Source organism: Streptomyces sparsogenes, from assembly GCF_001704635.1.
Lineage (GTDB): Bacteria > Actinomycetota > Actinomycetes > Streptomycetales > Streptomycetaceae > Streptomyces > Streptomyces sparsogenes.
Genome location: NZ_MAXF01000016.1, coordinates 133,391 through 146,567, shown reverse-complemented (window position 1 = coordinate 146,567; position 13,177 = coordinate 133,391). Strand labels below are relative to the sequence as shown.

Below are 13,177 nucleotides of genomic sequence, written 5' to 3'. Positions count from 1 at the left end.
CGGCCTGGCCTGTCGATCCTGCCGTTCTTCTACAACGTCTGGAAGACCGCCAAGTACGGCAAGAAGATCGAGGTCGACGACCCGTGGGGCTACGGCCGCTCGCTGGAGTGGGCGACGCCCGCCGCCGCGGCACAACTTCCTCACGCTGCCGCGGATCCGCTCCGAGGCGCCGGCGTTCGACCTGCACCACCCGGAGATCGCGGCGCTCGACCAGCTCGAGAACCACGGGGCCGCCTCGTCCGATGACAAGGCCCTCGCGGGTGGCAAGGAGGCCGGCAAGTGAAGGTCCAAGGCCGGATGTTCATCTGGCTCTCCGTCTTCATCCTGATCATGGCGATCGTCTACGGGGTGTGGTCGAAGGAGCCCGCCGGCACCACCGCGCTCTTCCTGGCCTTCGGCCTGAGCGTGATGATCGGCTACTACCTCGCCTTCACCGCCCGCCGGGTGGATGTCGGGGCGCAGGACAACAAGAACGCGGATGTCGCGGACGACGCCGGTGAGCTGGGCTTCTTCTCCCCGCACAGCTGGCAGCCGCTGTTCCTGGCCGTCGGTGGCGCCCTGGCCTTCATGGGCGTGATCTTCGGCTGGTGGCTGCTGTACTTCTCCGCCCCGGTCATCCTGGCCGGCCTCTTCGGCTGGGTGTTCGAGTACTACCGCGGCGAGAACCAGAACCAGTAACCGGTCAGGCACCGGGGTCCCGTCGAGACGGGCCCGAGCGGGGCCCGGACACCTCCTCCAGGTGTCCGGGCCCCGCTTCGTCGTCTCCCGGAGTACGTCGTCCCCCGGAGCGCGTCGTCCCCCGGAGTGCGTCGGCCCCCCGTTCACCCGACTGCCTCACTCCACGAGCCGTCCGCAACCGGTCTTTCTAGCTTGTGACCATGAGCCACACACCTCGATCACCCCGATCCCGGACGGTGCTCGGCTGCGCTGTGCTGCTGGCACCCCTGATAACGATGGGGCTCACCGGATGCGGCGGCCCCTCCTCGGACCCGTTGGCGGCCAAGCCGTACGACGCGGCCGACCAGGTCGCCTTCAGCGGCGTGGGCGAAGGCCACAAGGCCGACCCCGACAAGCCGCTTGAGGTCACGGCCAAGGGCGACGACAGCCGCATCACCGACGTCACGGCGACCGACTCCGCGGGCCGGTACGTCCGCGGCGAGCTGACCCCCGACGGCAAGCGCTGGCGCAGCACCGTGCCACTGGCCGCGGGCACCCACTACACGCTGCGGGTGAGCACCGAGGACGCCCACGGGGCGCCGGGGCGCCGGACCATCGGCTTCGACACCACCGGGGCCGAGAGCCGGCTCCGGGTCACCTTCGGCCCCCAGGCGGGCACCTACGGCGTGGGACAGCCCGTCACCGCCGAGCTGAGCGCGCCGGTCAAGGACCTCTCGGCGCGGTCCGTCGTCGAGCGCGCCCTGAAGGTGGACTCACAGCCCGCCGTGGACGGCGCCTGGCACTGGGTGGACGACCGGCACCTGCACTACCGCCCGCGCGACTACTGGCCCGCGCACGCCACGATCGACGTGCACGCCAACCTGGAGGGCATCAGGGTCGCGGCCGGCCTGTACGGCGGGCCCTCCAAGCCGCTGCGGCTGCGCACCGGCGACCGGGTCGAGGCCCTCACCGACTCCGGCACCCACCAGATGACGGTGTACAGGAACGGCCAGGCCATCCGGACCATCCCGATCACCACCGGCATGCCCGGCTTCGACACCCGCAACGGCACCAAGGTGGTGCTCGCCAAGGAGTCCTCCGTACGGATGACCGGGGCCAGCATCGGCCTCGGCAACTCCTACGACCTGATGGTCTACTGGGCCGTCCGGGTGACCTGGAGCGGCGAGTACGTCCACGCGGCGCCCTGGTCGGTGGGGTCGCAGGGCTCGGCCAACGTCAGCCACGGCTGCACCGGCATGAGCACCGAGAACGCGCGCTGGTTCTTCGACACCGTGCGCCTCGGCGACATCGTCAAGGTCGTCAACAGCCGCGGCGCGATGATGACGTCGTTCGACAACGGCTTCGGCGACTGGAACATGACCTGGGACAAGTGGCGCGAGGGCAGCGCCCTGGCGGCCGGGCGGGCCGACGGCGTCAACGCGGCCGAGTCGGCGAGGCTGCGGCCCCAGGTGTGACCGGGAAGGCGGCCAGGAGGCGGCCCGTGAAGCCGCCCCCTCGGGCCGCCCCTCGAACCACCCGGAGGTGACCCGGGTGCGGCCCGGTGCGCCCCGTCAGGCGCCCACGGCGTGGCGCTTGCGCAACAGCCCCGCCAGGGCGTCGGCGAGGGCCACCGGGTCCACCGGGTGGGTGACCGCGGCCTCCGCGCGGCTCCAGGTGGCCAGCCAGGCGTCCTGCGGGCGGCCGATGAGCAGCAGGACCGGCGGGCAGCGGAAGATCTCGTCCTTGATCTGCCGGCAGACCCCCATGCCGCCCGCGGGCACCGCCTCCCCGTCCAGCACGCACACGTCGATGCCGCCCTCCTCCAGCGCCGAGAGGACGGCGGGGAGGGTCGCGCACTCCACGAACTCCACGGGCGGGACATCGGGGGCGGGCCGGCGCCCGGCCGCGAGCCGCACCTGCTGACGGGTGCCCGAGTCATCGCTGTAGACCAGCACCGTGGCGGTCGGCTGCATCGTTCCTCCGCGTTACGTGGGTGGACTCCTGGCGCGGATGGTACTCCCGTACCGCCGTGTGGAGGAGGGGGCGTGCAGACCCCTCCCTCCTTCGGGGGACCGGCCCGGAGACCGGCCGACCAGGCGCGAAGCCCGCCGGACACCCGCTCGCAACGGGCCGTACGAGCAGCATCGATGCCCTTGACACTCCGAACGGTACCCCCGGGAGTGAGGGCTGGATAAGCGACCGACATAATGTCGGTCGTGGCGACAGCAACAGCAGTAGATACCGGGCACGCGCACCCGTCGGTCAACCGGCCGAACCTCACCAGCGTTGGAACCATCATCTGGCTGAGTTCCGAGCTGATGTTCTTCGCGGCCCTCTTCGCGATGTACTTCACCCTGCGATCGGTGACCGGGGCAGAGCACTGGAAGGAAATGGCGTCCGCGCTGAACTTCCCGTTCTCCGCGACCAACACCACGATCCTGGTGCTCTCCTCCCTCACCTGCCAGCTCGGTGTCTTCGCTGCCGAGCGCGGTGACGTGAAGAAGCTGCGCACCTGGTTCGTGATCACCTTCATCATGGGCGCGATCTTCGTCGGCGGTCAGATCTTCGAATACACCGAGCTGGTCAAGCACGAGGGTCTCTCGCTCTCGTCCGACCCGTACGGCTCGGTGTTCTACCTGACCACCGGTTTCCACGGACTGCACGTGACGGGCGGACTCATCGCCTTCCTGCTGGTCCTGGGCAGGACGTACGCGGCCAAGAGGTTCACCCACCAGCAGGCGACGGCGGCCATCGTGGTGTCTTACTACTGGCACTTCGTCGATGTCGTCTGGATCGGCCTCTTCGCCACGATCTACATGATCAAGTAATCCGGTCGCCGTACTGGCACCACGTCCTCAAAGCATCGACGCAGAAGATCCTGACACCGGGGTAATCCGTGAAAAAGCTCTCCGCACGACGGCGCCATCCGCTGGCTGCGCTCGTCGTCCTACTCTTCGCGCTGGCGGTCACTGGGGGGCTGTACGCCGCGTTCTCGCCGAGCGAGGCGAAGGCCGATGACAGCTCCGCCCAGTCCCTCGCCATCGAGGAGGGCAAGAAGCTCTACGCCGTCGGCTGCGCAAGCTGCCACGGCACCGGCGGTCAGGGTACGACCGACGGTCCGAGCCTGGTCGGCGTCGGCTCCGCCGCCGTGGACTTCCAGGTCAGCACCGGTCGCATGCCCGCGCAGCAGCCCGGCGCGCAGGTGCCCAAGAAGAGGAACATCTACTCGAACGCGCAGATCCAGCAGCTCTCCGCGTACATCGCCTCGCTCGGCCCCGGCCCGGAGACGCCCACCAAGGAGCAGTACGACCCCGCGGGCGGCGACGTCGCCGAGGGTGGCGAGCTCTTCCGCACCAACTGCGCGCAGTGCCACAACTTCGTCGGCAAGGGTGGCGCCCTGACCAACGGCAAGTACGCGCCGTCGCTCGAGGGTGTGTCCCCCAAGCACCTGTACGAGGCCATGCAGACCGGCCCGCAGAACATGCCCTCCTTCCCCGACACCACGATGCCGGAGGAGAAGAAGAAGGCCATCATCGCGTACCTGGACACGGTCAACAGCGACAAGACCGAGACCCCCGGCGGTATGGAGATCGGCGGCCTCGGCCCGGTCAGCGAGGGCCTGTTCGGCTGGATCTTCGGCATGGGTGCCATGATCGCCCTGACCATCTGGGTCGCCGCCCGGACCGCAAAGGCCAAGAAGTCATGAGTAGCCACGACAATTCACACGAAGACCACCTGCCCGAGGGGCGGGGAGGCGAAGAGGGCGGCGCGGTAGAGCCCGCCGACAACCCCTTCGCCGACCCGGGCCTGCCGCCGCACGAGCCCCGGCAGCAGGACATCGACGAACGAGCCGCCAAGCGCTCCGAGCGCACGGTCGCGCTGTTCTTCACCGCCTCCATGGTGGCGACGATCGCCTTCATCGCCTCGTTTGTGGCGCTGCCGGTCGACAAGATCATCTATGTCTTCCCGCTCGGCCACATCAGCGCGCTGAACTTCGCGCTCGGCCTGACCCTGGGCATCGCGCTGTTCACCATCGGCGCGGGCGCGGTCCACTGGGCCCGCACCCTGATGTCCGATGTGGAGATCGCCGACGAGCGCCACCCGATCGAGGCCTCGCCCGAGGTCAAGGCCAAGGTGCTGGACGACTTCCGGCAGGGCGCGGCCGAGTCCGGCTTCGGCCGGCGCAAGCTCGCCCGCAACACCCTCTTCGGCGCGCTGGCCCTGGTGCCGCTCTCCGGCCTGGTGCTGCTGCGCGACCTCGGCCCGCTGCCGCAGGACAAGCTCCGCCACACCAAGTGGGGCAAGGGCAAGCGCCTGATCAACCAGAACACCAACGAGGCGCTGCGCCCCGAGGACATCGTGGTCGGCTCGCTCACCTTCGCCATGCCCGAGGGCATGAGCGAGGAGGACCACGACTTCCAGACGCAGATCGCCAAGGCGGCCCTGATGCTGGTCCGGCTCCAGCCGGAGAACATCAAGGACAAGCGCGAGCTGGACTGGTCGCACGACGGCATCGTCGCGTTCTCCAAGATCTGTACCCACGTCGGCTGCCCGATCAACCTCTACGAGCAGCAGACGCACCACGTCCTGTGCCCGTGCCACCAGTCGACGTTCGACCTCTCCGACGGCGGCCGAGTGATCTTCGGCCCGGCCGGGCACGCCCTGCCGCAGCTGCGGATCGGGGTCAACAAGGACGGTTACCTCGAAGCCAAGGGCGACTTCGCGGAGCCCGTCGGTCCTGCTTTCTGGGAGCGCGGATGAGTACTGCAACTGAATCGCAGCGGGACCGCAAGGCCCCCGCGGGCGAGCGCGTCGCCGACTGGGCCGACGGCCGGCTGGGCGTCTACAGCCTCGCCAAGGCCAACATGCGCAAGATCTTCCCGGACCACTGGTCCTTCATGCTGGGTGAGGTCGCGCTCTACAGCTTCATCATCATCATCCTCACGGGTGTGTATCTGACGCTGTTCTTCCACCCCAGCATGGAAGAGGTCACGTACCACGGCCCGTACGTCCCGATGCAGGGCGTGCGGATGTCCGAGGCGTTCGCCTCGACGCTCGACATCAGCTTCGAGGTGCGCGGCGGTCTGCTCATCCGGCAGATCCACCACTGGGCCGCGCTGATCTTCCTCGCCGCGATGCTCGTGCACATGATGCGCGTCTTCTTCACCGGCGCCTTCCGCAAGCCGCGCGAGATCAACTGGCTGTTCGGCTTCCTGCTGTTCTTCCTCGGCATGCTGACCGGCTTCACCGGCTACTCGCTCCCCGACGACCTGCTTTCCGGCACCGGTCTGCGGTTCATCGAGGGCGTGTTCCTGTCGATCCCGGTCGTCGGCACCTACATCTCGATGTTCGTGTTCGGCGGCGAGTTCCCCGGCATGGACCTGATCCCCAGGCTCTACCCGGTCCACGTCCTGCTGCTGCCGGGCATCATGCTCGGCCTGCTGGTGGCGCACCTGATCCTGGTCTTCTACCACAAGCACACGCAGTACCCCGGGCCCGGCAAGACCGAGAAGAACGTGGTCGGCATGCCCCTGCTGCCGGTCTACATGGCCAAGGCGGGCGGGTTCTTCTTCCTGGTCTTCGGCGTCATCGCGGTGCTCTCCGCGATCGCCACCATCAACCCGATCTGGGCCATCGGCCCGTACCGGCCCGACCAGGTGTCCACCGGCGCCCAGCCCGACTGGTACATGGGCTTCGCCGAGGGTCTGGTCCGTGTGATGCCCGGCTGGGAGATCAACCTGTGGGGCCACACCCTCGTCCTGGGCGTGTTCATCCCGATCGTGCTCTTCCCGCTGGTGCTGTTCGCGATCGGTCTGTACCCGTTCATCGAGTCCTGGATCACCGGCGACAAGCGCGAGCACCACATCCTGGACCGCCCGCGCAACGCCCCGACCCGGACCGCCTTCGGTGTCGCCTGGCTGACCGTCTACCTGGTGATGCTGGTCGGTGGTGGCAACGACCTGTGGGCCACCCACTTCCACCTGTCGATCAACTCGATCACCTGGTTCGTCCGGATCGCCTTCTTCGTCGGCCCGGTGGTGGCCTTCATCGTCACCAAGCGGATCTGCCTGGGTCTGCAGCGGCGCGACAAGGACAAGGTGCTGCACGGCCGCGAGACCGGCATCATCAAGCGGCTGCCGCACGGCGAGTTCATCGAGGTGCACGAGCCGCTCTCGCAGGAGGACCTGTTCAAGCTCACCCAGCATGAGCAGCCCAAGCCGCTCGAGATCGGCCCCGAGGTCGACGAGAACGGTGTCCGCCGCAAGATAAAGCGTTCGCAGAAGCTCCGGGCCAAGCTGTCCAAGGGCTACTACGGCGGGGACAACGTGATCCCCAAGCCGACCACCGAGGAGTACAAGGAGATCACCAGCGGCCACGGCCACCACTGATCTCTCAGCGAACACCTCAGCTGTTACGCCACACACCAGGGCCCCGGCCCGGACCACACGGTCCGGGCCGGGGCCCTGGGCCGTGGTACGGGCCCCTGTCCAGGACCCGGGCAGGGACCTGCCACCCCCCGCCGCGCCGATAGGCTTGCCACGGGGCCGCCCCGTCGAACCGCGCGGACCCCCTCAGCCCAGCCGAGATCCAGGAGCGGACCATGGACGTTGTGACCCCAGCCGGAGGCGACAACCGCGCGACGGCCCGCACCTGGCCGGACGTGCTCGACTCCCTGCTGCTCGGCCACGACCTCGCCGCCGACGACACCGCCTGGGTCATGGACCGCATCATGCGCGGCGAGGCCAGCGACGCCCAGATCGCCGGCTTCGCGGTGGCGCTGCGCGCCAAGGGCGCCACCGTGGCGGAGGTGTCCGGGCTGGTGCGCACCATGTACGAACACGCCAATGTGATCGAGGTCCCCGGGCCGACCGTGGACATCGTGGGCACCGGCGGCGACCGCGCCAAGACCGTCAACATCTCCACCATGTCGGCGCTCGTGGTGGCCGGCACCGGCGCCAAGGTGGTCAAGCACGGCAACCGCGCCGCGTCCTCCGCCAGCGGCTCCTCCGACGTCCTCGCCAGGCTCGGCGTCAACCTGGACCTGACCCCCGGGCGGGTGGCCGAGGTGGCCGAGGAAGCGGGCATCACTTTCTGCTTCGCGATGCGCTTCCACCCCGCGCTGCGCCACGTCGGGACCGCGCGCAGCGAGCTCGGCATCGCCACCATCTTCAACTTCCTCGGGCCGCTCACCAACCCGGCCCGGGTGCGCGCCCAGGCCACCGGGGTCGCGGACGCCCGCATGGCGCCCATCATGGCCGGTGTGCTCGCCGAGCGCGGCTCCTGCGCGCTGGTGATGCGCGGCGACGACGGCCTGGACGAGCTGACCGTCACCTCGACCTCCCAGGTGTGGGTGGTCGAGGACGGCACCGTGCGGCAGGAGACCTTCGACCCGCGGGACGTCGGCATCGACCTGGTCCCGGTGGAGGCCCTGCGCGGCGCCGACCCCTCGTACAACGCGGACGTGGCGCGGCGGCTGCTGGCGGGGGAGCGCGGCCCGGTCCGCGACGCGGTGCTGCTCAACTCGGCGGCGGCCCTGGTCGCCCTGGAGGGCGGGACGGGCGGCAAGCCGCTCGCGGAGCGGATCGCCACGGGGATCGAGAAGGCCGCCGAGTCCATCGACTCCGGCGCGGCCCGCGCCTCCCTGGACCGCTGGGTCCTGGCCACCAACGCGTAGTTTCCGCCGGTAGTTTCTGCCGGCGCCCGGATCCCGTCCCCTGCCCGCCCTGCGTACGCATCGTCCGTATGGCGGACAGGGGTCCCGTGCGCGGGGCGCGGCGTGGCATACTCCTGCGCAGGTCACGAGCGACAGCGACTTCGGCCCCGGCCCGCTGTCCGGCAACCCTCCGTCCGTGGCGGGGTGCCCCGGGTGATGACCAGGCCGCAGGCAGCGAGGTCTGCGGCAAGCGCGGACCCCTCGCGAAACCCAGGGGTCCTGGTTGTCGAGGGAGTTCTTCCGTGATGCAGCGAATGCGCTAGGGCCGACGGCCCCTTCTTCCCCTCAACCGGCGCGGTGCGACCAACCCCCGCGCGTTGAGCTTCCTTCCGCGTGTCGTACCGGCGGCGGTCGCCGCGCGCACGCGTGACGCATTCACCTCTTCGTCCTCCCGGGAGACTTCGCCATGTCCGCGATCACCGCTGCCTCCGCCACCGCTGCCTCCGCCACCGACACCCGCTCCCCGCTGCCCGTCCTCGGCCGCGACGTCCTCGTCCCGCTCGTCACCGGCGGCGAGGTCACCTACGCCGCGCTGGACTACGCCGCCAGCGCCCCCGCCCTGCAGCGCGTCTGGGACGACGTCGCGGCCTACGCCCCGTACTACGGCAGCGTCCACCGGGGCGCCGGCTACCTCTCGCAGCTGTCCACCGACCTGTTCGAGAACAGCCGCAAGGACGTCGCCGCCTTCCTCGGCTGCCGCCCCGACGACCAGGTGGTCTTCACCCGCTCCACCACCGACTCGCTCAACCTGCTCGCCGCCGTCCTCCCGCACGGCACCCGGGTGTTCGTGTTCGAGACCGAGCACCACGCCTCGCTGCTGCCGTGGCAGCAGCGGGAGGGTGTCGAGGTCGGCTTTCTGAGCGCGCCGCGCTCCCCGCGCGAGGCCGTCGAGACGCTGGACCGGGCGCTGTCCGCATGGCGGGCGGAGGGCCCGGCCGAGGGCGGGTCGGCCGGACCGGCGCTGGTGTGTGTGACCGGCGCGTCGAATGTGACCGGCGAGCTGTGGCCGGTGCGGGAGCTGACCGAGGTGGCCCACGCGCACGGGGCCCGCATCGTGCTGGACGCGGCGCAGCTCGCCCCCCACCACCCGGTGGACATCGCCGCCTCGGACGTCGACTGGGTCGCGTTCTCCGGGCACAAGCTGTACGCGCCCTTCGGGGCCGGGGTGCTGGCGGGGCGCGCGGACTGGCTGCGCGAGGCGCGGCCGTATCTGGCGGGCGGCGGCGCCAGCCGCAAGGTCGCCGTGCGCGTCCGGGAGGGGGTCGGCGGGGTGGACGTGGAGTGGCACACCACCGAGGCCCGGCACGAGGCCGGCTCGCCGAACGTGATCGGTGCGTACGCGATCGCCTCGGCCTGCAAGGCGCTGACCGAGGCCGGGTTCGAGGGCCTGGTGGCGCGGGAGCGGGAGCTGATCGCGAGGGTCCGCGAGGGCCTGACGGAGGTGCCCGAGGTGCGGGTGCTGTCCCTGTTCGGCGAGGACGCCCCGAGGGTGGGGGTCATCTCCTTCGTGGTGGAGGGCTGGAACAGCTCCCACTTCGCCGCCGCGCTCTCCGCCGAGTACGGCATCGGGGTGCGGGACGGGCTGTTCTGCGCGCATCCGCTGGTGCGCACCCTGCTGGGCGGGGAGCCCGGGGACCAGGGCGAGTGCGGGGCGCCGGAGGCCGCGCCGGGGGAGCGGTCGCTGAACGCGATCCGGGTCAGCTTCGGCGCGGGCACGCCCGACGAGCACGTCGAGCGGTTCATCGGCGCGGTGAAGGAGCTGGTCCGCGACGGCGCGAAGTGGACCTACCGCACGGAGGACGGGCGCTGCGTCCCGGACCGGGGCTGACCCCGCGGCCCGGGAGGCCGGCCCCGCGGCCCGGGATCGAGGCCGGCCCCGGGGCCCGGCCTAGCCGTCGAGGCCGATCGCGAAGGCGGCCTCCAGGTCGTGCTGGGAGTAGGTGCGGAAGGCGATGTGGGTCTCGGTGGAGGCCACGCCCGGCACCTTGCTGATCCGGCCCGGGATGACGTCCGCGAGGTCGTCGTGCCGGGCCACCCGCACCATCGCGATCAGGTCGTGCGCCCCGGTGACCGAGTAGACCTCGCTCACGCCGTCGAGCGCGGCGATCTTCTCGGCGATCTCCGGGATCTGGTCCACGCTGGTCTTGATGAGGACGATCGAAGTGATCACGGCTGGCTTTCTCCCTCGCTGGGCCTGGCTGCCCTGTTCACTCTAGTCGTCCGTCCGAAGCGGACCCACGCGTAGAGGAACCCGAGGCTGAACCCGACCAGGTGGGCGAGGTAGGCGACCCCGGGGCGGTCGTCGGCGCCGTGGGCGGCCAGCCACTGCAGCGCGAACCAGAAGATCAGCACCACCCAGGCGGGGAAGCGGAGCGGCAGGAAGAAGAGAAACGGGAAGAGGCTGGTCACCCGGGCCCGGGGGAAGAGCCACAGAAAGGCGCCGAGGACCCCGGAGATGGCCCCGGAGGCGCCGACCAGGGTCTGGGTGGAGTCGGCGTGGGCCGCCGCGTAGCCGAGCAGCGCCAGATAGCCGGTGGCGAGGTAGAACAGGGTGAACTGGAGCCGCCCCATCCGTTCCTCCGCCATCGCCCCGAAGACGTACAGGAACAGCATGTTGCCCAGCAGGTGCAGCCAGTTGCCGTGGACGAACAGCGCGGTCAGCGGGGTCAGCGGCTCGGCGGGCGCGCCGCTCCACAGCGCGCTGGGCACCACTCCCCAGCGCTCGAAGTAGCCGGTCTGGGCGCGCAGCAGATCCCCGCCGGTGCCGTAGCCGGGATTGAGGCCGGAGGCCGGCCCCACCGCGAAGACGAGGCAGCAGGCGGCGATGAGGGCGTACGTCATCAGGGGGCGGCGGGGTCCCTCCGACGTCTCGATCATGGGCAGATCATGGCGTACCGGGCACAACCTGCCCAGAGCGCCTCGCCGCCGCCCGGGGGCGTGGCGGGGAGCGCACCTGCCCCCGGCGCCGGGCGGGGCCGAGGCCGTAGGGTGACAGCACGCGAGTGCATACCGAGTGCAAGAGTGGAATGAAGACGAGGACGACGACGCCATGGCCGTGCCCCAGCCGACAGCCGAGACCCGCTGGCGCTGCACCCTGTGCGGCAATCTGACCCGGTTCGATGTGACGCGGTCGATGAAGGTCGTCGACTACGTCCATCTCGAGCTGGGCGGGGAGCCCAGGGTCGAGGAGCGCGAGGTGGTCAGTGAGACCATTGAGTCGGTGCGCTGCCGCTGGTGCAACGCGGTCGACCAGATCGAGCTGGTGGACCGTCCGGGCGCGAGCGCGAGCGGCTGAGAAACGGAGCGGTGACAGGTGGTGGAGCGGACGGGCGACCCCGGGTCGGCCAGTGACGCCGAAGGCGTGGCCGAGGCGCTCGACCGCCCCCTGCCGGAGGGGGTCAGGCGCCGGGTGGTCGCCCTCGTCGCGGACGCCTTCGGCGGGCTGACGGTCACCGAGCTGCCGGCCCAGCTGCGGCAGTACGCGCGCTTCACCCCGACCCGCCGGGCGAAGTTCGCCGGCAACGCGATGGCCGCCGCGGTGGAGTCCGACCCGGTCTTCCGGCAGCGGATCGCGGGGCGGCTGCGGGAGACCCAGACGGAGCTGGCCGAGGCCATCGAGAGCGGCTCGCCGCCGGCCGCCGCCGATCCGGTGGACGTGGCGGCGCTGGCCTATGTGCTGCGCCCGGCCGGCTGGGTCAAGCTGGTCGAGGCCGCGGGCGAGGAGGCGCAGCGGGCCTCCGCGGAGCGGGCCGGCGAGGAGGCGGAGCGGGAGCTGCGGCGGCTGCGGGAAGAGCTCGCCGAGGCCCGGGCCGCGGCGCGCGCGGACGCCGAGCGGTCCCGCGCCGAGCTGGAGGCGGCCCGCAAGGAGGCGGACACCCTGCAGCGGAAGCTGCGCAGCGCGCTCAGCGACGTCAAGCGGGGCGAGGCGGCGCTGCGCAAGGCCACCTCCGAGCTGGACTCCGTGCGGTCCGCGGCCGCGGTGCGGCAGGCCACGGCGGAGGGCGAGGCGCGGCGGCTGCGGGCCCGGCTCGCGGAGACGGAGTCGGCGCTGGAGGCCAGCCGGCGGGCCGCGCGCGAGGGGCGCAGCGTCGAGGACATGCGGGTGCGGCTGTTGCTGGACACGGTGTTGGACGCGGCGCAGGGGCTGCGCCGCGAACTGGCGCTGCCGCCCGCGTCGATGCGCCCGGCGGACGCGGTGGACGCGGTGGAGCCGGGCAAGATGACGCCGAAGGACATAGCGACCAGGGCGCTGTCCGAGATGGACCCCGCGCTGCTGGACCAGCTTCTGGCGCTGCCCCAGGCCCATCTGGTCGTGGACGGCTACAACGTCACCAAGACCGGCTATCCGACCATGCCGCTGGAGAAGCAGCGGCTGCGGCTGCTGGGCGGGCTCGCGGTGCTGGCGGCCCAGACGGGCGCGGAGATGACCTGCGTGTTCGACGGGGCGGAGCTGGCCGCGCCGGTGCTGCTGGCGCCGCCGCGCGGGGTGCGGGTGCTGTTCAGCAAGCCGGGGGTGACCGCGGACGAGCTGATCAGACAGCTGGTGCGGGCCGAACCGCCGGGCCGGCCGGTGGTCGTGGTCTCGACGGACCGCGAGGTGGCCGACGGGGTGGCCAAGGCGGGGGCACGGCCGGTCTCCTCCGCGCTGTTGCTCAAGCGACTCGCGCGCACCTGAGCTGCCGCCGAGAGGTGGGCCGAGGGGCGTTTGACGTCTGCGGAGCGTCAATCGACCGTTACCGTATGTGTGTTGTTTGTAAAAGATGCGCCCGAAGACCGACTTTTTCGTCTGTGGGATTTGAACGGATC

13 protein-coding genes, 1 pseudogene and 1 riboswitch are annotated in these 13,177 nt (G+C 70.9%); of the genes and pseudogenes, 11 read left to right on the top strand and 3 right to left on the bottom strand.

All coding sequences use genetic code 11. From position 1 onward, the window contains the following. The 3 genes and pseudogenes from BBH68_RS38905 to BBH68_RS02780 form a co-directional block, all read left to right on the top strand. A pseudogene (locus tag BBH68_RS38905) lies at positions 1-283 on the top strand (aa3-type cytochrome oxidase subunit I); the annotation flags it as partial. Further along, positions 280-678 (top strand): cytochrome c oxidase subunit 4, encoded by a 399-nt coding sequence (locus tag BBH68_RS02785; protein WP_065958615.1) that lies wholly within the window; start codon positions 280-282, stop codon positions 676-678. The pseudogene BBH68_RS38905 and the gene BBH68_RS02785, both read left to right, overlap by 4 nt. A gap of 200 nt (positions 679-878) precedes the next feature. Next, positions 879-2,132 carry a L,D-transpeptidase gene (locus tag BBH68_RS02780; RefSeq protein WP_079150753.1) on the top strand — a complete coding sequence of 418 codons (1,254 nt, stop codon included), beginning with the start codon at positions 879-881 and terminating at the stop codon, positions 2,130-2,132. A 96-nt stretch (positions 2,133-2,228) separates the two neighbouring features. Here BBH68_RS02780 and BBH68_RS02775 read toward each other — a convergent pair whose 3' ends face one another. Then, positions 2,229-2,630 carry a hypothetical protein gene (locus BBH68_RS02775; protein WP_065958613.1) on the bottom strand — a complete coding sequence of 134 codons (402 nt, stop codon included), beginning with the start codon at positions 2,628-2,630 and terminating at the stop codon, positions 2,229-2,231. A 234-nt stretch (positions 2,631-2,864) separates the two neighbouring features. Here BBH68_RS02775 and ctaE point away from each other — a divergent pair, with 234 nt between their 5' ends. The 6 genes from ctaE (at position 2,865) to BBH68_RS02745 (ending at position 10,199) form a co-directional block, all read left to right on the top strand. Further along, positions 2,865-3,485: an aa3-type cytochrome oxidase subunit III gene (gene ctaE / locus BBH68_RS02770; RefSeq protein WP_065958612.1), complete on the top strand. Its 621-nt coding sequence runs from the start codon at positions 2,865-2,867 to the stop codon at positions 3,483-3,485. A gap of 68 nt (positions 3,486-3,553) precedes the next feature. Then, a complete protein-coding gene (gene qcrC, locus BBH68_RS02765) occupies positions 3,554-4,363 on the top strand; it encodes a cytochrome bc1 complex diheme cytochrome c subunit (RefSeq protein ID WP_065958611.1) in 810 nt (269 codons plus the stop codon). Continuing rightward, the gene (qcrA, locus tag BBH68_RS02760) at positions 4,360-5,418 is read left to right on the top strand and encodes a cytochrome bc1 complex Rieske iron-sulfur subunit (protein ID WP_065958610.1); all 1,059 of its coding nucleotides are present in this window, start codon (positions 4,360-4,362) and stop codon (positions 5,416-5,418) included. Before qcrC ends, qcrA begins: the two co-directional genes overlap by 4 nt. Then, positions 5,415-7,046, top strand: a complete 1,632-nt coding sequence (qcrB, locus tag BBH68_RS02755) for a cytochrome bc1 complex cytochrome b subunit (protein WP_065958609.1) — start codon at positions 5,415-5,417, stop codon at positions 7,044-7,046. Before qcrA ends, qcrB begins: the two co-directional genes overlap by 4 nt. A 212-nt stretch (positions 7,047-7,258) precedes the next feature. After that, positions 7,259-8,332 carry an anthranilate phosphoribosyltransferase gene (gene trpD, locus BBH68_RS02750; RefSeq protein ID WP_065958608.1) on the top strand — a complete coding sequence of 358 codons (1,074 nt, stop codon included), beginning with the start codon at positions 7,259-7,261 and terminating at the stop codon, positions 8,330-8,332. 120 nt (positions 8,333-8,452) lie between these two features. Further along, positions 8,453-8,570: riboswitch (SAM riboswitch) on the top strand. Positions 8,571-8,777: 207 nt separating this feature from the next. Then, positions 8,778-10,199: an aminotransferase class V-fold PLP-dependent enzyme gene (locus BBH68_RS02745; RefSeq protein WP_065958607.1), complete on the top strand. Its 1,422-nt coding sequence runs from the start codon at positions 8,778-8,780 to the stop codon at positions 10,197-10,199. 60 nt (positions 10,200-10,259) lie between these two features. Here BBH68_RS02745 and BBH68_RS02740 read toward each other — a convergent pair whose 3' ends face one another. Both BBH68_RS02740 and BBH68_RS02735 read right to left on the bottom strand, forming a co-directional pair. Continuing rightward, positions 10,260-10,541, bottom strand: coding sequence for an Lrp/AsnC ligand binding domain-containing protein (locus tag BBH68_RS02740; RefSeq protein WP_065958606.1), 282 nt, complete (start codon positions 10,539-10,541; stop codon positions 10,260-10,262). Next, positions 10,538-11,248 carry a rhomboid family intramembrane serine protease gene (locus BBH68_RS02735; protein WP_174588975.1) on the bottom strand — a complete coding sequence of 237 codons (711 nt, stop codon included), beginning with the start codon at positions 11,246-11,248 and terminating at the stop codon, positions 10,538-10,540. Before BBH68_RS02735 ends, BBH68_RS02740 begins: the two co-directional genes overlap by 4 nt. 172 nt (positions 11,249-11,420) lie before the next feature. On the opposite strand from BBH68_RS02735, the gene BBH68_RS02730 reads away from it, so the two are divergent. Together BBH68_RS02730 and BBH68_RS02725 are read left to right on the top strand one after the other, a co-directional pair. After that, the gene (locus BBH68_RS02730) at positions 11,421-11,666 is read left to right on the top strand and encodes a hypothetical protein (RefSeq protein ID WP_065958605.1); all 246 of its coding nucleotides are present in this window, start codon (positions 11,421-11,423) and stop codon (positions 11,664-11,666) included. An 18-nt stretch (positions 11,667-11,684) separates the two neighbouring features. After that, positions 11,685-13,046: an NYN domain-containing protein gene (locus BBH68_RS02725; RefSeq protein ID WP_065958604.1), complete on the top strand. Its 1,362-nt coding sequence runs from the start codon at positions 11,685-11,687 to the stop codon at positions 13,044-13,046. The last annotated feature ends 131 nt before the right edge of the window (positions 13,047-13,177 follow it).

What these genes read in the sequence shown, in the direction of transcription:
- BBH68_RS02780 (WP_079150753.1), top strand. Translation starts at nt 879, where the DNA reads ATGAGCCACACACCTCGATCACCCCGATCCCGGACGGTGCTCGGCTGC.
- BBH68_RS02775 (WP_065958613.1), bottom strand. Translation starts at nt 2,630, where the DNA reads ATGCAGCCGACCGCCACGGTGCTGGTCTACAGCGATGACTCGGGCACC.
- ctaE (WP_065958612.1), top strand. Translation starts at nt 2,865, where the DNA reads ATGTCGGTCGTGGCGACAGCAACAGCAGTAGATACCGGGCACGCGCAC.
- qcrA (WP_065958610.1), top strand. Translation starts at nt 4,360, where the DNA reads ATGAGTAGCCACGACAATTCACACGAAGACCACCTGCCCGAGGGGCGG.
- qcrB (WP_065958609.1), top strand. Translation starts at nt 5,415, where the DNA reads ATGAGTACTGCAACTGAATCGCAGCGGGACCGCAAGGCCCCCGCGGGC.
- trpD (WP_065958608.1), top strand. Translation starts at nt 7,259, where the DNA reads ATGGACGTTGTGACCCCAGCCGGAGGCGACAACCGCGCGACGGCCCGC.
- BBH68_RS02745 (WP_065958607.1), top strand. Translation starts at nt 8,778, where the DNA reads ATGTCCGCGATCACCGCTGCCTCCGCCACCGCTGCCTCCGCCACCGAC.
- BBH68_RS02735 (WP_174588975.1), bottom strand. Translation starts at nt 11,248, where the DNA reads ATGATCGAGACGTCGGAGGGACCCCGCCGCCCCCTGATGACGTACGCC.
- BBH68_RS02730 (WP_065958605.1), top strand. Translation starts at nt 11,421, where the DNA reads ATGGCCGTGCCCCAGCCGACAGCCGAGACCCGCTGGCGCTGCACCCTG.